Source organism: Sphingomonas sp. 1F27F7B (assembly GCF_005503355.1).
GTDB lineage: Bacteria > Pseudomonadota > Alphaproteobacteria > Sphingomonadales > Sphingomonadaceae > Sphingomonas.
Map to the genome: position 1 here is coordinate 161661 of NZ_SCMK01000001.1, position 18209 is coordinate 179869.

Here is an 18209-nt window from a genome sequence, read left to right on the forward strand (position 1 = left end):
GTCAACCCCCTTGCCTCGGGCGCGACTTATCCACGGGTTTCCGTCCCTCACGCGGGCGCGCGCGGGCGCGGGGTTGGCAGGATGCATCGGCATCGTTAGAGCCGTAAGACACACTCAAGAACCCGAAAGCGTGATCCTTTGACCGACGAGACCATCCTCGCCGACGACCCTTCCGACATTACGCCGATCTCGATCGTCGACGAGATGAAGACGAGCTACCTCGATTACGCGATGAGCGTGATCGTGGCGCGCGCGCTCCCCGACGTCCGGGACGGTCTCAAGCCGGTCCATCGCCGCATCCTCTACGCCGCGCAGGAAGGCGGCTATGTCGCCGGCCGCGCCTATCGCAAGTCCGCCCGCCTGGTCGGCGACGTGATGGGCAAGTACCACCCGCACGGCGACAGTTCGATCTACGACGCGATGGCGCGCATGGCCCAGGACTGGGCGATGCGAGTGCCGCTGATCGACGGCCAGGGCAATTTCGGCTCGATGGATCCCGATCCGCCCGCCGCGATGCGCTACACCGAAGCGCGCCTCGCCAAGGTCGCCTCGGCGTTGCTCGACGACATCGAGAAGGACACGGTCGACTTCACCCCGAACTATGACGGGTCGGAGAGCGAGCCCCAGGTCCTGCCGGCACGCTTCCCCAATTTGCTGGTCAACGGCGCCGGCGGCATCGCGGTCGGCATGGCGACCAACATCCCGCCGCACAATCTCGGCGAAGTGATCGATGCCTGCCTCGAGCACATCAAGAGCATGCTCGGCCAGCGCGAGGCGCTGACGCTCGAGGAGCTGATGGAGATCGTTCCCGGTCCGGACTTCCCGACCGGCGCGCTGATCCTCGGCCGTACCGGCTGCCGCAACGCCTATCAGACCGGCCGCGGCTCGATCATCGTCCGCTCGCGCCACGAGTTCGAGCAGCGCGGCGATCGCCGCTCGATCGTGCTTACCGAGATCCCGTACCAGCAGGGTAAGAACGCGCTGGTCGAGAAGATCGCCGAGGCCGCCAAGGACAAGCGCATCGAGGGCGTCAGCGACATCCGCGACGAGTCGAGCCGCGAGGGCGTTCGCATCGTCATCGACCTGAAGCGCGACGCGACGCCGGAGGTCGTGCTCAACCAAGTCTGGCGGAACACGCCGGCCCAGTCGAGCTTCCCGGCCAACATGCTCGCGATCCGCGGCGGCCGGCCGGAACTGCTCAACCTGCAGGACATCATCCAGGCCTTCGTCAAGTTCCGCGAAGAGGTCATCACCCGGCGCTCGAAGTTCGAGCTGGCCAAGGCCCGCGAGCGCGCGCACATCTTGCTCGGCCTGGTGATCGCGGTCACCAATCTCGACGAAGTCGTCCGCATCATTCGCGGTTCGTCGAGCCCGGCGGATGCCCGCGACAAGCTGCTCGCGCGCGAATGGCCGATCGCGGAGATCGCCCAGTACATCAAGCTGGTCGAGGCGGTGGAAACCGAGATCACCGGCGACATCTATCGCCTGTCGGACGCCCAGGTCCGCGCGATCCTCGACCTGCGCCTGCACCGCCTGACGGCGCTCGGCCGCGACGAGATCGGCGACGAGCTGAAGGAACTGGCCGACTCGATCGCCGAGTTGCTGGAGATCCTCGGCAACCGTGCGAAACTGTACGAAGTGATGGTCGAGGAGCTGACCAGTGTCCGCGCCCTCTACGCCACGCCGCGCCGCACCGAGATCGCCCCGGCCGCCGACGGCATCGAGGACGAGGATCTGATCGAGCGCGAGGACATGGTCGTCACCGTGACCGTGCAGGGCTATATCAAGCGCACCAGCCTCGACACCTTCCGCGCCCAGAATCGCGGCGGTAAGGGCCGTGCCGGCATGGCGACCAAGGACGAGGATGCCGTCACCGAGCTGTTCGTCACGTCGACGCACACGCCGGTGCTGTTCTTCTCGACCCTCGGCAGGGTCTATCGCATGAAGGTCTGGAAGCTGCCCGAGGGCGGCCCGGCGACGCGCGGACGGCCGATGATCAACATCCTGCCGCTGGCGGCGGGCGAGACGATCTCCACCGTGCTGCCGCTGCCCGAGGACGAGAGCGAGTGGGGCAAGCTCCACGTGATGTTCGCCACCGCCAAGGGCTCGGCGCGCCGCAACTCGATGGATGCGTTCAACAACGTGCCCTCGAACGGCAAGATCGCGATGAAGTTCGAAGGCGAGGATGCCGACGACCGGCTGATCGGCGTCGCGCTGCTCGACGAGGGCGACGACGTGCTGCTCGCCACCCGCCAGGGCAAGGCAATCCGCTTCGCCGCCGATGACGTCCGCGAGTTCCAGAGCCGCAACTCCACCGGCGTGCGCGGCATGAAGCTGGCGACGGGCGACGAAGTGATCTCGCTGTCGATCCTCCACCGCGTCGGCACCACCAGCGAGGAGCGCGAGGCCTATCTCCGTTTCGCGCCGTGGAAGGCCGAGAAGGAAGGCGAGCCCGATCTGGCCGCCGATCGCTTCGAGGAACTCAAGGACCGCGAGCAGTTCATCCTCACTGTCTGCGCGAACGGCTATGGCAAGCTGAGCTCGGCCTATGAATATCGACGCACTGGCCGCGGCGGCCAGGGCATCACCAATATCGACAATATCGGCCGCAACGGGCCGGTGGTGGCGAGCTTCCCGGCGAGCAAGGGACACCAGCTGATGCTGGTCACCGACCAGGCCAAGATGATCCGCATGTCGCTGGGCGACCTGCGCGTGATCGGCCGCGGCTCGGCGGGCGTGCGCCTGTTCAATGTGGCCGACAACGAGCATGTCGTCTCCGCTGCGCGGATCGAGGAAAGCGAAGGCGATGCCGAAGCCGAACTGGGCGACGGCCCCGTCGCCGGCGAGCCGACACCGGACGGCGCCACGAGCGAGGACCTCGCCCGCGGGCCCGAGGACGGGCAATAGGTCTTGATTTGATCGTCATCCCCGCCTGCGCGGGGACGGCCCGTCCTGGATGAGGCAACCACGATGCCCGAGAGCACCGCCTACAAGATCCTCACCGCCGAGCAGATGCACGTCCTGGAGCATGAGGGCGTGTTTGAGGGCGCGCCCATCGATTTGCAGGACGGCTATATCCACCTCTCCACCGCCGCGCAGGTGGAGGAGACGCTGGACAGGCATTTCGCCGGCCAGACCGGCCTGTGGCTCGCCGCAGTGGATCTGGAGGCGATGGGCGACGCGGTGCAGTGGGAGCCCTCCCGCGGGGGCCAGCTCTTTCCCCATCTCTACGCGCCGCTGCCCCTCGCGGCGGTGACGGCCTATAGCGAGGTCCATTACGAGCAGAACGGCGCGCTGCGCCTGCCGGTTGCCGGCTGAAGGGCGGCATCCGTACTAAAATTGCAAAAGCCTCCGGAAGGCGCTTGACGGGCACAGAAGCTGCCCGTAATTGCCCGCTTCCGCCGCGCTAACGGCCCCTTCGTCTAGCGGTCTAGGACGTCGCCCTCTCACGGCGAAAACACGGGTTCGAGTCCCGTAGGGGTCACCAGCGGCTGAAATCCCCTTTCGCCGCCACCAGTTCGGCTGGCCGCTTGCCGGTCAGAACCGCTGCTGCACGCTCTTCGGCCCCTGCGCGATCCGATAATCGACCGGTCCGGCCATGGTCAGCGCCTGCTGCCAGACCTGCCCTGCATAGAGGCGCTTGGCGGGCAGCGTCACGCAAACCGTCGGACGCGCCGGATCGCATTGTTTTCCTTCATAGATCTCGACATTGCTGTTGCCGGCATTGCGCAGCGTGAGCAGGTTCCCATTCCGCTCTCCGACGATGTTCACTGTCGGTTGCGCCGGCCGATAGATGACGAGCACGTCATAGCCGACCAGCAGCTTCAACGCCGTCACCGGCGCGCTGACCGGCCCCGCCACGGGTTTCACGGCGACGCGGTAGATCCGGTCGGTCGCTCCTCGCGGCACGATCGCCGCGATACGGATGAGCTTGTGCTCGCCGGGCTGCAGGATCAGCCGCTGCGGCGTGACCAGCAGCCCGCCGATCCCGGGGTCCGTGATCGGGGTCCTGACTTCCGCCGATTGGCCGGGCGACACGATCTCCGCAGGCTCGACCGTTACATAGGCGACTTCGGTCCCGTCGTTCCATATGTCGATATCCTGCGCAATCGCGCCGGAGGGCAGGATATCGACCACGGCCTGGCTGAGCACGATCCCGGCGCTCGCCGGCAAGACGGCGAGCGCCGCCGCCAGTGCCGCCGCGAGGAGGACGGCTCTCGTGGAGGAATGCGTCAAGGTCTGCACTGGACATCTCCAATTCTGGAATAGTCGTTCTGCGAAGGTTTCGCGTCGAGCCTTGCCCGACATATCCGGCCATCGGCCCCATGCGCGACGATCTGTGCGTCGCCCGGCGCCTGCAGCTGGAAATAGCCCCGCATGTCGGTTGCGGCGATGGCGCCGTCCGTGACGATGTCGGCATTGGCGATCGGGCTGCCGTCGGGCCCGACCAGCCGGCCGAACATGGCCAAGACCCTGTCGGCCTTCCAATCCAGCACGGCGACCGTGCCCGGATAGACGTCAACCGAGCGGGTCTGCGCGTCGAAGCTGACCAGATCACTGCTCACCGGGCGGATCCGGACCTTGTATCGCCGATAGGGCGTTACCGCCAGGTTCAGATGCTCGCCCGTCGCGATCTCGCCGCGCGGGGCATCGTCGACCAGCACCGTGAAACGCGCGGTGCGCGCGCTGCCGCGCACTCCGATGCTGATCACGCTGTCGTTCTGGTCGCGCGCGCCGACGCGGAATATCCCGCCGCCCGCCACCAGCGAGGTCTGCGCGGTCAAGGCATATTGACTGGCACTGCCCGTGCCTCCGATCCGGTGGACGACGCTCGCCGAGGCAAAGCCGGTCGCGTTGCGTTCGCTGGCGGAAGCCTGCAGCACCGTCCCGTCGGCGCTCCGCTGGACGGTGCCCGACGCATCGAATTCGCCGCCCAGGACGCCGCTGCGGTGGATCGAGGCCGACACTTCCTCCACATCGTCCAGCCGGCGCTGCCGCTCGCCCAGGCCGGTCTGGGCGCCAGTTTGCACACTGAATGAGGATCGGCTACCAAATACCTGTAATTGAAGTCCAAATGCGATCGAACGACCGCGGTTCGTCGCGGCATATGCGCCGTTGAAGGTCAGCTGGAGCTGGCGCCGGCGCAGGACCGTCCATCGCACTGTCGGGCCGATCGCATAGGAAGTCGCGCGCCCCTCGTCATGGCGCAGATAGGCGCTGACGCCAAGCTGCCCGCCACCGACGAAATAGGAAATGTTCCCGATCGCCTGGGCGAAGCTGCCGCCGGCGCCCTGCAGGCCCTGGACGGCGAGATCGGGGGAAGAGAACGTGTCATAGGCATAGCCGTTCAGCGGGATCAGCGGGCCGCGATCGGCGCTGTGAACATAGCGCAGGTCGAAATTAAAGCCGATCGCGCCGCCCGTCGTGGAGCCGGCCTGCCCGACAATGCCATAGTCGCCCGAACTCGACCCGAGCAGCGCGACGCGGGTCTGGAAATTGGGCGCGAGATACGTCACGCCGACTTCGCTCAGCGCCTTGCGGTCGGTCACCATCATCGTCGCGTCCCATGCGATGCTGGGCCCCGCACGCCCGGCCAGCCCCGCCGTGAACAGCGGCACGTGCGCGACCGACAGCCAGCTCCGCTTCCGATCCACGGCCAGCAGGCCGGCATTCGCGAAGAAGGAGAGATGCCCGACCGGGGCAATGGCAGTGCTCTTGGTAAAGAAGCGCCGTTCGATGCGTGCCGCTCCGCTCGCTTCCTGGATCCGGATCTCGACCGGATAGGAACCGTCGGGAAGCGAGTTGGTGTCGAGCGTCTGGTTGCCGGCCTCGAAGCTCTGCGAGCTCACCAGCCGGCCCTCGACATAGATGTCCACGCGCGATCGCTGACCGAGGAACACCACGAGCGGGCTGCCGAACAGCTGCATCCGATCGGCACGCGTGTCGAACTGGGAGGATACGCCGACGCCGAGGATGCGCCTGCGCCCGACCAGGTCGGCGCCGGGCGCGTAGAACAGCCCGCCGCTGTAGCGCATGCCCGGCCGATCGAGCTGGGCCGCGAGCGTATCGACGTCGAGCCCGCGCCCCGACGAGACCGAGGCCTCCGAGAACAGCCGCGCATCGCCGGCACCGACGATGGCGCGATTGTAGAAATTATAGTTGAGCGTCTGCCCGTCGCCGCCCGCGATCGCACCGCCCATGACGTCGACGAAGGTGAGGCCCTTGCCATAGGGCTTGAGGAAGGGATCGGCGGTTGCCGCGCGAACAGTCAACAGACGCGAATTCAGATAGATATCGATGCGGAAGCGCCGTGGATCGAACACGATCGCCGCAGTCTCCGGGCGTGGAGCTTCGCAGGGAGCGGAGATGTCGGCGCACAGGAACCGGGCATTGGCGTCCAGCGCGCCGGTCAGGGCATGGGTGACTGCGCCGGCATCCGCGACATTCGGTATCGCGGCGACGACGCTCTCGGGGTGTGCGAACCGAACCTCTCCCGGCTTCGCCTCGACGTCGAACTGCCCGATCCGGGTGCCGCCGAAATAGACGTCGGCGACCAGCCTCTGCGTTTGCGCGAGATCAGCGAAATCACTCGGCATCGCCGCTGTCACCATCACTGGCCGAGCCGGAGCCGGCCGCGCACCGACCGTCTGCACGCTGCCGCCGGCGGGCTGCCCCCCGCCCTGCGCCGCCGCCCGGGGGATGGCGGCAATGCCCACCGCGGCGAGCAGCGAGAGCAAGGCAGCGGTCCATGCGCGGCGCATCGGCGTCAATTCGCCGCGAGCATGATCGTCAGCGTGCCGCCGTAATTCCCGGCGGTAGCGATGCTCAGTGCGTTGGCACGCAGGATGACGATGAGGCTCGAATTGGTGGTTTGCAGGATCGGACAGCTCAGCAGCACCGTCTGCCCGGTCAGCGCCGTGCCCGATACGAGATTGGTGCCCGAGCTCTGCCCGGCGGAGGTGTTCCACTGGACTTCATAGGGCAGCACGCTCGCCCCGTTGGAGAGCGTGAACGCGCCGCCGGCCCCGGAACCGGTCGCCGTCAGCGAGTAGCGGCCGCCCAGCAGTCCGCTATACGCGCATACCGACTGGCTCCGCACCTGATCGACGCCCATGTTCGTGATCGTGCCGAACGACACGTCGCTCAGCTGGGTTATCTGCACATTCTGGGCGGAGGCCGGCATGGGCGCCGCCGCCAGCAAGGCGGATGCGAGCAACCCCGCGGCGATGGATCGGGAATGGGAGCGACCCTGCATGGCCGAACCCTTCCTGATCGCCCAGGCGCTATTGCGGCGTCACCAGAAGGGTCAGCGTGCCCGTGTAACTGGCTCCTGCTTCCATGCCCTGGAGGTTCGGCGCGGAAATCGAGACGATGAGGCTCGAAGTCGTCGCGGCGCCGGTACTGCAGGTCGGGTTGGCGGCAGTCGTGGTCAGCCCGCCAAGCGCAGTTCCGGCGGTCAGTGCGCTGCCGCTGGTCTGGCCGGTGCTGGCTGCCCATTGCACCGTGTACGGCACGGTCAGCGAACCGTTGGCGAGCGTGAAGGCGCCGCTGGTGCCGCTGCCGGTCGCGGTGATGCTGTACCCCTTGGTGGCGGTGTTGCTCCAGACGCAGTCGCTCTGCGCGCTGGTCGCGGCAGTGGCAGGATCCACGGCGGAGAAGGATATGTCCGTCAGGCCGGTGATCTGCGCCCGGTTCGCCACGCTTGCGGTGATGCTGACCGAACCTGTCGAGGTCGCGCCGAGCGTGCCTTGCGTGGAGGAAAATGCCGGCGGGCCGGCCACCAGCGCGCTTGCCACGACGCACAGACCGGCAGTCCGGCGGGTGGAGACGAAAATCTTGCCAGTATCGATCGCCATTTACCTTACCTCGCCATTGAGGTGTCACGAGAATTTCTCTCGTCGGGCGGAAGATTACTACGAGGCGGATTAAGCTATCGTCGATTCGCGATCTCGGCAAAATCCGCATTATCAGAATACTTAACGCCGGAACGGTCATCGGGCCGCAAGGTGGCCATCCCATCGACATCGCGCTCGATGACTCTCGTGAATGCGCGGATTCCTTCGTCAGCCGCGGTCAGGACGAATAGCGTAATTTACGTTCTGCCCGCCGTCCGTCCGATGCGTTCGATTTGCCCGGGCGTCCCATGTGCCGGCGAATGGCGAGCACGCCCGCGCCGCGGGAAAAATTGCGACATATTCGTCGACGCAATAGTTCCGATCCGGAGGAAATTGCCCGGAAATCAACGTCCGAACAGCTTTCGATCCTTCCCAATTTTGATACATATTTGCACCTAGACCGGTAGCTGCATTGCGCGTCTAATATCGCCGGAACAACCTGACAGCACGAAAGGTGCGCTGGTGACAGGCTTCAAGCTGACCCCGCCCCGCTGGCGCGCCATCGGCATCGTCCTGATCCTCATCCTGATTCTGTTCGCTGTCTGGCGATGCAGCGGTTCCCCGGAAAGCACATCGGGCGGGCGGCATCGCGGCGGCTCGGGCCAACCGATCACCGTCGGCGTCGCCCATGTCGGGCGAATCGACATGCCGATCCGGCTGGCGGCGATCGGCACCGTCCAGCCGCTGACCACCGCCACGGTGCGCACTCAGATTGCCGGCACGCTGTTCAGCCTGCACTTCACCGAAGGGCAGATGGTGGCGAAGGGGCAGCTGATCGCCCAGATCGATCCCCGGCCCTACAAGCTCGCGCTCGCCCAGGCGCGCGCCAACCTCGCCCGCGACCTCGCCCAGCGCGACATGGCCGCGACCGACCTCAAGCGCTACCAGGGGCTGCTCGCTCAGGATTCGATCGCGCGCCAGCAGGTCGAGACCCAGGCGGCGACGCTCAAGCAGCTTGACGGCACGATCGGCGCCGACCGCGCGGCGATCGGCACGGCCGCGCTCAACCTCGCCTATACCTCGATCCGCGCGCCGGTGAGCGGACGGATCGGCCTGCGCCAGGTCGATATCGGCAATTACGTGACGCCCTCGGACACCACCGGGCTCGCGGTGATCACGCAGATCGATCCGATCGACGTGACCTTCTCCCTGCCCCAGAACCAGATCGCTACGCTGCAGGCCCGGCTGGCGAGCGGCGGCGACATGCCCGTCAACGCCACCAACTCCACCGGCGCATCCACGCTCGCCCAGGGCCGATTCCTGACGCTCGACAACCAGATCGACCCGACCAGCGGCACGGTGAAGGCGAAGGCGCGCTTCGGCAATGGCGGCGGCGCGTTGTTCCCGAGCCAGTTCGTCAACGTCTCGGCCGAGATCGGCATCGTGCGCCAGGGGCTCGCCGTGCCCGTCAATTCGGTGCGGCACGGCGCGAACGGCGATTTCGTCTTCGTGATCCAGCCCGCTCGCACGGTGAAGCTCACGCTGGTGAAGCTGGGACCGAGCGACGGTACCAACATCATCGTGACCAGCGGGCTCCCCCAGGGCGCGATGATAGTGACGGACGGGGCGGACACGCTGGATGACGGCGCCCGCGTCTCGCTGCCGGGCAAGCAGGGTGCCGGCGCCGGCAAGGGCGGCACGGGCCAGCCCGGCGGCGGCCACAGGCACCGGCACGGCGCGGACCAGTGAGCGCGGACGAACAGCCCGGCCCGGTCGAGCGGGCGGGCCCCTGGCACGTCTTCATCCTGCGGCCGGTGGCGACTACGCTGCTGGCGGTGGCGGTGCTGCTCGCGGGGCTGGTCGCCTATCGCGTCCTGCCGCTGTCGGCGCTGCCCGAAGTCGATTACCCGACGATCGAGGTGCGCACGCTCTATCCCGGCGCCAGCCCGGACGTGATGGCACTCACCGTCACCAGCCCGCTCGAGCGCCAGTTCGGCCAGATGGCGGGGCTGGCGCGGATGTCGTCGCAATCCTCGGCCGGCGCCTCGGTCATCACGCTCCAGTTCAAGCTCGACCTGTCGCTCGACGTGGCGGAACAGGAAGTGCAGGCGGCGATCAATGCGGCTGGCACGCTGCTCCCGTCGGACCTGCCGGCCCCGCCCATCTATGCCAAGGTCAATCCCGCCGACGCGCCGATCGTGACGCTGGGTCTCACTTCCCGCACCCGCACCCTCGCCCAGATCGAGGACCTGGCCGACCAGCGCCTCGCCGCCAAGATCGCCCAGATGAGCGGAGTCGGTCTGGTCACGCTCTCGGGCGGCCAGCGGCCCGCGGTGCGCATCCAGGCCAATGTGCAGGCGCTGGCGTCCTACGGGCTCTCGACCGAGACGCTGCGCGCCGCGATCGCCGCCGCCAACGCCAATGCGGCCAAGGGCAGCTTCGACGGTCCCACCCGTTCCTGGGCGATCGACGGCAACGACCAGCTCGGCACCGCGCAGGAATATCGCGACCTGATCGTCGCCTGGCGCAACAATGCGCCGGTCAAGCTGAGCGACGTCGCCAATGTGGTCGATTCGACCGAGAATGTGCGCCTCGCCGCGTGGATGAACCGCACGCCGGCGGTGATCGTCGACGTCCAGCGCCAGCCCGGCGCCAACGTGATCGCCACGGTGGACGCGATCAAGGCGACCTTGCCCGGGCTCGAGGCCCAGCTTCCGCCCGATGTCCATGTGACCTTGCTCACGGATCGCACCGCCGGCATCCGCGCCTCGGTGGCGGACGTGCAGATGGAGCTCGCCTTCGCGGTCGTGCTGGTGACGCTGGCGATGTTCCTGTTCCTGGGCAGCCCGCGCGCCACCTTCGTCGCCAGCCTCGCCGTGCCGCTCTCGCTCGTCGGCGCCTTTGCCGCGATGTACCAGCTCGGCTATTCGATCAACAATCTGACGCTGATGGCGATGACGATCGCGGCGGGCTTCGTGGTCGACGACGCGATCGTCGTCATCGAGAATATCCAGCGCCATATCGAGGACGGCGACACGCCGCTCCAGGCGGCGCTCAAGGGATCGGGCGAGATCGGCTTCACCATCGTCTCGCTCACCGTCAGCCTGATCGCCGCGCTGGTGCCGCTGCTGTTCATGGGGGACGTGGTCGGGCGGCTCTTCCGCGAATTCGCGGTGACGCTGTCGGTGACGATCGTGATCTCCGCCGGCGTCGCGCTCACCCTGGTGCCGATGCTTTCCGGCCGCTGGCTGCGGCGCGAATCCGAAGAGCGGCTGATCGCGCCGGTCCGCTGGTCGCTCGAGACGTTCGACCGGGTGGCACATGGCTATGCCCGCGGCCTCGCCTGGGTGCTCGAGCGCCAGCGGCTGGTGCTGCTCCTCTTCGCCGGCACGCTGGCGCTCACTGCCCTGCTCGCCTTCGCCATTCCGAAGGGGCTGTTCCCCGAACAGGACACCGGCCAGCTCCAGGCCGTGGTGGTCGGCCCCCAGGACGCCTCGTTCGCACGGATGCAGGCGATCCAGACCCAGGTGGCCGACGCGGTGCTGCGCGATTCGGAGGTGGACAGCCTGAGCGGCAATGTCGGCGTGGATGGCGTCAATCCATCGCTCAACCAGGGCCGGATTCTGATCAACCTGAAGCCCCAGTCCCAGCGCGGCAGCCAGTCCGCGCTGCTCGATCGGCTGGCGGATCGCGTCCACGGCATTCCCGGCGTCCAAGTCTATTTCCGGCCGGTCCAGGACCTCACCATCGATTCGGAGGGCGGACCGACGCGCTACCGCTTCGCGCTCCAGGGCGCGAACCAGGCCCAGGTGAATCAATGGGCGCAGCGGCTCACCGCAGCGCTGCGCCGCGAGCCGGCGCTCGCCAACGTCACCTCCGACGTGCTCGACCAGGGCCGCGCGGTGACGGTCGTAATCGACCGCGAGAGCGCCGGGCGGCTCGGGATCAGCGCCTCGACGATCGACAGCGCGCTCTACGATGCGTTCGGCCAGCGCATCGTCTCGACGATCTTTACCGCCGCCAGCCAATATCGGGTGATCCTGGAGAGCCAGCCCGGCATGCTGACCTCGCCCGACGCGCTCAACAGCCTCTATGTCCCCACTTCGAGCGGCAGCTCGGTTCCGCTCGGCACGGTGGCGCGCTTCGACAAGGGCACCGCGCCATTGCTCATCACCCGCGTCGGCCAGTTCCCCGCCGCGACGATCGGCTTCGATCCGGCACCGGGCGTTTCGCTGGGCGCCGCAGTCGACGCCGTCACGCGGGTGGAAGCCAGGATCGGCGTCCCCGCCTCGCTCGACACCCATTTCCAGGGCGCGGCGGAAGCGTTCCGCAGTTCGCTCGGCAACGAATTCTGGCTGATCCTGGCGGCGGTGGTGATCGTCTATATCGTGCTGGGCGTGCTCTATGAGAGCTTCATCCACCCGCTCACCATCCTCTCCACCCTGCCCGCCGCCGCGGTCGGCGCGCTGCTCGCGCTGATCCTGTCGGGCGAAGGGCTGGGCGTGATCGGGATCATCGGCATCGTGCTGCTGATCGGCATCGTCAAGAAGAACGCGATCATGATGATCGACTTCGCGATCCGGGCCCAGCGCGAGGAAGGGATGGAGGCCGATGCCGCGATCCGCCAGGCCGCCCGGCTGCGCTTCCGCCCGATCCTGATGACCACCTTCGCCGCCTTGTTCGCGGCGCTGCCGATGATCTTCGGATCGGGCATGGGCTCCGAGCTGCGCCAGCCGCTCGGCCTCGCCATCGCCGGCGGCCTGATCGTCAGCCAGCTGCTCACCTTGTTCACCACCCCGGTGATCTTCCTGGCGTTCGAGCGGCTGGGAGCCCGTTTCGGGCGGCGCCCGCCGCCTGCGGAGGCTCCGGTGGCGGCATGAACCTCTCCGCGCCCTTCATCCGGCGGCCGGTCGGCACGCTGCTGCTGACGCTGGGGCTGATGCTGGCCGGCGTGGCGGCGGTGCTCTCCATCCCGGTATCCCCCTTGCCGCAGATCGACCTGCCGACGATCAGCGTCACCGCGACGCTAAACGGCGCCAGCCCGTCGAACATGGCTTCCAGCATCGCCGCCCCGCTGGAGAAACGGTTGGGCACGATCGCCGGGGTGACGCAGATGACTTCCGCCTCGTCCACCGGATCGACGCGGATCACGCTGCAGTTCGACCTGAGCCGCAACATCGACGGCGCCGCGCGCGACGTGCAGGCGGCGATCAACGCGGCGCGCGCCGACCTGCCCTCGACGTTGCGCACCAACCCCACCTATCGCAAGGTCAATCCCGCCGACGCGCCGATCATGATCCTTGCGCTCACTTCCGACCGGCGCAGCCCGGCGGAGATCTTCGACACGGTCTCGGCGATCGTCCAGCAGCGGCTGCTGCAGGTGGAGGGCGTGGGCGATGTCGAGCTGGGCGGCGCGGCGCTCCCCTCGGTGCGAGTCGACGTCAATCCGCTCGCGGTGGCGCGCTACGGTATCCCGCTGGAGGATGTGCGCGCCGCCCTTTCCGCCAGCGCCGCCAATCGCCCGCGCGGCCTGATCGAGGGAGCGGGCCTGGCCTGGCAGATCTATGCCGACACGCCGGGCGTGCATGCCGAGGATTTCCGCGACCTGCCGATCGCCAGCCGCAACGGGACGCTGGTGCGGCTGGAGGATATCGCCAATGTCCATGACGGGCCCGAGGACGTGCGCACCATGGGCCTGTTCAACGGCCAGCGCGCAGTGATGGTGGTGATCACCCGCCAGCCGGGCGCCAACATCGTCGCGACAGTGAACGCTGTAAAGGCCGCGCTGCCCCGCCTCCAGGCGTCGATCCCCGCCGATGTGAAGCTCCATGTCGCCAGCGACCGTACCACCACGATCCGGGCCTCGTTGCACGAAGTCGAGATCACCCTGCTGATCGCCACCCTGCTGGTGGTGGCGGTGGTGAGCCTGTTCCTGCGCTCGCTACGCGCCACGCTGGTGCCCGCGATGGCGGTGCTCACCTCGCTGCTCGGCACGGTGGCGGTGATCTATATGCTGGGCTTCTCGCTCAACAACCTCTCGCTGATGGCGCTCACCGTGGCGACCGGCTTCGTCGTCGACGACGCCATCGTGGTAGTGGAGAATATCGCGCGCCATATCGAGCGCGGGATGAAGCCGATCCAGGCGGCGCTGACGGGCGCGCACGAAGTGGGCTTCACCGTGCTCTCGATCTCGGCGAGCCTGATCGCCGTGTTCATCCCGCTGCTGTTCATGGGCGGAGTGGTCGGGCGGTTGTTCCGCGAGTTCGCAGTAACCATGTCGGTGGCGGTCGCGATCAGCCTGGTGATCTCGCTCACCGCCACGCCGATGCTCGCCGCGCTGCTGCTGCGTCGCGAGGAGCGCGTCCCGCGGTTCGCCCAGTGGTTCGAACGGGCATTCGAGCGGGTGCGCGAACGCTATTCGCACGGGCTGGACCGCGCCCTGGCGCATCGCGGCATCACGCTGGCGCTGCTCGCCGCGACGGTCGCGCTCAACGTGGCGCTGATCGTCCAGGCGCCCAAGGGCCTGTTCCCCGAACAGGATACCGGCTCGCTGATGGGCGGCGTGCATGTCGACCAGAGCATGTCGTTCAGCGCCGTCCAGTCCCGGCTCGTCCAGATCGTCGGTATGGTGAAGCGCGATCCCGCCGTCGCCGATGTCGTGGCCTTCACCGGCGGATCGCGCACCGGCGGCGCCTTCCTGTTCATCATGCTGAAGCAGGGCAAGCGCGATCCCGCTCGAACGGTCATCAATCGGCTGCGCCCCCAGCTCGGCCGAATCACCGGGGTTACGGCGTTCCTCAACCCCGTACAGGATCTCCAGACCGGCGGGCGCAGCGCCAACAGCAGCTATCAATACACGCTGCAGGCGAACGACCCCGTCACCCTGCGGGCGGCGGGCACGAAGCTGGTCGACCTGATGAAGCGCGAACCCCAGACGTTCACCGATGTCGACATCGATCAGCAGGACGGCGGTTCGGAAACCTATCTCACGGTCGATCGCGTCGCCGCCGCCCGGCTGGGAATCACCAACCAGGCGATCGACAACGCCCTGTACGACGCTTTCGGCCAGCGCCAGGCGGTGACGCTCTATTCAGGGCTCAACCAATATCATGTCGTGCTGGGAGTGGCGCCCGAGTTCAGTACGTCGCCCGAGGCGCTGAACGGCACCTATGTGCCTGCCGGCGGCAGCACGGCCGCAGCGGCGGCCGGCTCCACGCCGGTCTCGACCACGGGCGCGGGCCGCGACGCCTCTACCGGCAATGCAGTCAACACCACCCCCGCCACGATCGTGCCGATCTCCACGATCGCGCGCTGGCAGAATAATTCGACGCCGGCGATCGTGAACCATCAGGGGGGGGAGCCCTCGGCCACCGTCTCGTTCAACTTGCCCAATGGCGTCACGCTCGGCCAGGCTGCGGCGCGGCTGGTCGCGATCCAGCGCGGCGCGGGGCTGCCCGCCACCGTGCATGGCGGCTTTGCCGGCAATGCCCAGCTGCTCCAGCAATCCATGGGGTCGATGCCCTTCCTGATCCTGGCCGCGCTGGTCGCTATCTATCTGGTGCTCGGCATCCTGTATGAAAGCGCGATCCACCCGATCACCATCCTCTCCACCATCCCCTCGGCGGGAGTCGGCGCGGTCGTGGCGCTGATGCTGGCGGGCATGCAGCTCGACGTGATCGGGCTGATCGCGATCATCCTGCTGATCGGCATCGTCAAGAAGAACGCGATCCTGATCATCGACTTCGCGCTGGATGCAGAGCGCGGTCGCGGCCTGGCTCCGGTCGATGCGATCCGCGAGGCGGCGCTGCAGCGCTTCCGCCCGATCGTGATGACCACGCTTGCGGCGGCGCTCGGCGCGCTGCCGCTGGCCATCGGCTTCGGCGAGGGGGCCGAGCTGCGCCAGCCGCTGGGCGTCGCGATCGTCGGCGGGCTGGTCGCCGCGCAATTCCTCACCCTGTTCACCACGCCGGTGGTGTTCCTTGCCCTCGACCGGTTCCGCCGGCGCAGTCCGCACGAGCGGCTGCTCGCGCGCCATGGCCCGGACGAACCCGGACTGGAGCCCGCATGATCCGAACCCGCCCCCTGCTCGCCATGCCCGCGCTTGCCGCGGCGCTGCTCTCCGGGTGCAATCTGGCACCGCCTTATGCGCGGCCGAGCATCGCCACCGTGCCCGCCAGCTTCAAGGAAGCGCCGGGCTGGCGCCCCGCCACGCCATCGGACGCCGTGGCCAAGGGCGAATGGTGGACGATGTTCGCCGATCCCGTGCTCGACGATCTCGAGCGGCGGGTGATCGTCTCCAATCAGAATCTCGCAGCGGCCAAGGCCACCTATGACGCGGCCCGCGCGCTGGTACGCGAGCAGCGCGCCGCGGCGCTCCCCACGGTCAGCCTGCAAACCAATGCGAACGATAGCGGGGGCCTGGCGGCGAACAGCAGCATCAAGCCCGCGGGCTCGATCCAGCTCGGGCTGCAGGCCAGCTGGGAGCCGGACCTCTGGGGCAAGATCGGCAATACCGTGTCGCAGGCACGGGCCCAGGCGCAGGCGAGCGAAGCCGATCTCGCCAATGCCACCCTCTCGGCCCAGGCCGAACTGGCGCTCGACTATGTCCAGCTGCGCGGCATCGAAGCGCAGAAGGTCGCGCTCGACGCGACGGTGGTGGATTATGAGCGCGCCCTCACCATCACCACCAATCTCTACAATGCCGGAGTGTCGGCCCGTGCCGACGTGCTGCAGGCCGAGACCGCCCTGCGCAACGCGCGCGGCGACGCGGCCGACCTGATCCGCCAGCGCGCGCTGCTCGAACATGCGATTGCGGTGCTGGTGGGCGAGAACCCGTCGAGCTTCTCGATCGCGCCAGCCGCGACCTGGAACCGCGCGGTGCCCGAGGTCCCCGGCATCCTGCCCGCCGAGCTGCTCGAGCGCCGGCCCGACATCGCCTCCGCCGAGCGCGGCGTGGCTGCGGCCAATGCCAATATCGGCATCCAGCGTGCCGCCTTCTTCCCCTCGATCGGGCTCACCGGCCAGATCGGGCAGCAATCCTCGGCGCTGGGGGCATTGTTCGAGACCGCGAGCAGCGCCTGGTCGCTCGGGCTCACCGGTGTGCTGACGCTGCTCGATTTCGGCGCGCGTACGGCCAAGGTGGATCAGGCACGCGCGCAATATGCCCAGACGGTGGCGACGTATCGCCAGACTGTGCTCACTGCCTTCCAGCAGGTCGAGGATCAGCTCGCCGCCGTGCGCGTGCTGGACACGGTCGCGACCGAACGCGCGGCGGCAGCCACCGCCGCCAATGCGGCCGAGCGGATCGCGCGCAACCAATATGGCGCGGGAACGGTCGCCTATTCGAGCGTGATCGTCGCGCAGAACACTGCGCTGGCGGCGCGCAACACGGATATCCTGGCCGTGGTCAACCGGCAGGTCGCCGCCGTCTCGCTGGTCCAGGCGATCGGCGGCGGCTGGCATGCGCCCGACCCGGGCGTGCCGCTGCCGCGATGACCGCACCCTCGCCGGCGAGGCAAGGGTGCGGGCCATGCCTTATCGGCGCTTGACCACGCGCTGCTCGATCACCTGGTCGAGCGTCCAGCGGATCGAAGACGCGTCGGCCGGCGGATTGGCGATCTTTTCCTCGATGATCCGGATCCGGTATTCGATCCCGGGCTGCGGCTCGAAGCCGACGATGCCGCCGTAATGGAGCTGCCAGGGGTCGCTTTCCCTGGTGCGCACCTGGAGGCAGGTCATCGGCGCGACGCCCATGCACGGCTTGGTCTCGGCCGCCACATAGAGGAACTTGCGCGGTGCGTTGGCGGCCGGCTTGTGCGCGGCGCGATAGGTCAGCGTGGCGCCCCTGGCGGTCCGCAGGACAAGGCGGTCGCCATCGATCCGATAGGAGCGGACAGCCCCGAGGATGGCGACATAGGCGCGCTCGGTCGCCATCCCGGGCTCGGGGCATGCCATCAGGGTGCTTGCGAAGCCGCCCTTGCCGTCGCCGAGCCGGATCGTCCGGCCCTTGACCCGATATGCGCCGCCGGCGCGATTGCAGCCCGTGTCAGCGGAGAAGCGGCCGGCATCGAAATCGAGCCGGAGCGGCTTGCCTTCGGGAAGCTTCCGGCCGCTCCATGCCTCCAGCTCCCAGTGATGCGCGGCCAGGCCAGTCGTGCCGGCTCGTTGCGGCGCAGGCGCCGCCGCTGCGGTGGGTGCGCTTGCCGAAACCAGGGCAAGGAGGCCAATCGCGGCCAGACCGGCCCGATGCGAGAAAATCATGTCAAACTCCCGTTGATACTGGCGCCGCCTGTGGAGGCGGCGGAATGAACGAGACGTGTCCCCGCCGTTGCCGGCCAGAAAGGAGCGGCGCCGCCGCGAGTCGGGCCAGCAGGA

General features: G+C 67.9%; 11 protein-coding genes and 1 tRNA gene. 7 read left to right on the forward strand and 5 right to left on the reverse strand.

Annotated elements, in window-relative coordinates; all coding sequences use genetic code 11:
* The first annotated feature begins 138 nt into the window (after positions 1-138).
* The 3 genes from gyrA (at position 139) to FFS08_RS00755 (ending at position 3487) form a co-directional block, all read left to right on the forward strand.
* The gene (gyrA, locus tag FFS08_RS00745) at positions 139-2907 is read left to right on the forward strand and encodes a DNA gyrase subunit A (RefSeq protein WP_137861070.1); all 2769 of its coding nucleotides are present in this window, start codon (positions 139-141) and stop codon (positions 2905-2907) included.
* Between the two features lie 63 nt (positions 2908-2970).
* Positions 2971-3318, forward strand: a complete 348-nt coding sequence (locus FFS08_RS00750) for a DUF952 domain-containing protein (RefSeq protein ID WP_137861069.1) — start codon at positions 2971-2973, stop codon at positions 3316-3318.
* Between the two features lie 93 nt (positions 3319-3411).
* Positions 3412-3487: transfer RNA gene (locus FFS08_RS00755), tRNA-Glu, on the forward strand.
* A 50-nt stretch (positions 3488-3537) separates the two neighbouring features.
* Here the strand turns inward: FFS08_RS00755 and FFS08_RS00760 are convergent.
* Genes FFS08_RS00760 through FFS08_RS00775 form a run of 4 tightly spaced genes read right to left on the reverse strand, consistent with a single transcriptional unit; the run spans position 3538 to position 7856 of the window.
* The gene (locus FFS08_RS00760) at positions 3538-4245 is read right to left on the reverse strand and encodes a fimbrial biogenesis chaperone (protein WP_137861068.1); all 708 of its coding nucleotides are present in this window, start codon (positions 4243-4245) and stop codon (positions 3538-3540) included.
* The gene (locus tag FFS08_RS00765) at positions 4233-6761 is read right to left on the reverse strand and encodes a TcfC E-set like domain-containing protein (protein ID WP_137861067.1); all 2529 of its coding nucleotides are present in this window, start codon (positions 6759-6761) and stop codon (positions 4233-4235) included. Before FFS08_RS00765 ends, FFS08_RS00760 begins: the two co-directional genes overlap by 13 nt.
* Before the next feature lie 5 nt (positions 6762-6766).
* A complete protein-coding gene (locus FFS08_RS00770; protein ID WP_137861066.1) occupies positions 6767-7255 on the reverse strand; it encodes a hypothetical protein in 489 nt (162 codons plus the stop codon).
* Between the two features lie 28 nt (positions 7256-7283).
* The gene (locus FFS08_RS00775) at positions 7284-7856 is read right to left on the reverse strand and encodes a hypothetical protein (protein WP_137861065.1); all 573 of its coding nucleotides are present in this window, start codon (positions 7854-7856) and stop codon (positions 7284-7286) included.
* Positions 7857-8357: 501 nt separating this feature from the next.
* Between FFS08_RS00775 and FFS08_RS00780 the strand changes: the two genes are divergently transcribed.
* The 4 genes from FFS08_RS00780 to FFS08_RS00795 are packed head-to-tail and all read left to right on the forward strand — an operon-like array spanning position 8358 to position 17330.
* Positions 8358-9584 carry an efflux RND transporter periplasmic adaptor subunit gene (locus tag FFS08_RS00780; protein WP_212741933.1) on the forward strand — a complete coding sequence of 409 codons (1227 nt, stop codon included), beginning with the start codon at positions 8358-8360 and terminating at the stop codon, positions 9582-9584.
* Positions 9581-12715: an efflux RND transporter permease subunit gene (locus tag FFS08_RS00785; protein WP_137861063.1), complete on the forward strand. Its 3135-nt coding sequence runs from the start codon at positions 9581-9583 to the stop codon at positions 12713-12715. Before FFS08_RS00780 ends, FFS08_RS00785 begins: the two co-directional genes overlap by 4 nt.
* The gene (locus FFS08_RS00790; RefSeq protein ID WP_137861062.1) at positions 12712-15903 is read left to right on the forward strand and encodes an efflux RND transporter permease subunit; all 3192 of its coding nucleotides are present in this window, start codon (positions 12712-12714) and stop codon (positions 15901-15903) included. The genes FFS08_RS00785 and FFS08_RS00790 overlap by 4 nt, the downstream gene beginning before the upstream one ends.
* Positions 15900-17330 carry an efflux transporter outer membrane subunit gene (locus tag FFS08_RS00795; protein WP_137861061.1) on the forward strand — a complete coding sequence of 477 codons (1431 nt, stop codon included), beginning with the start codon at positions 15900-15902 and terminating at the stop codon, positions 17328-17330. The genes FFS08_RS00790 and FFS08_RS00795 overlap by 4 nt, the downstream gene beginning before the upstream one ends.
* Before the next feature lie 39 nt (positions 17331-17369).
* Here FFS08_RS00795 and FFS08_RS00800 read toward each other — a convergent pair whose 3' ends face one another.
* Positions 17370-18095: an META and DUF4377 domain-containing protein gene (locus FFS08_RS00800; protein ID WP_137861060.1), complete on the reverse strand. Its 726-nt coding sequence runs from the start codon at positions 18093-18095 to the stop codon at positions 17370-17372.
* Between the last annotated feature and the right edge of the window lie 114 nt (positions 18096-18209).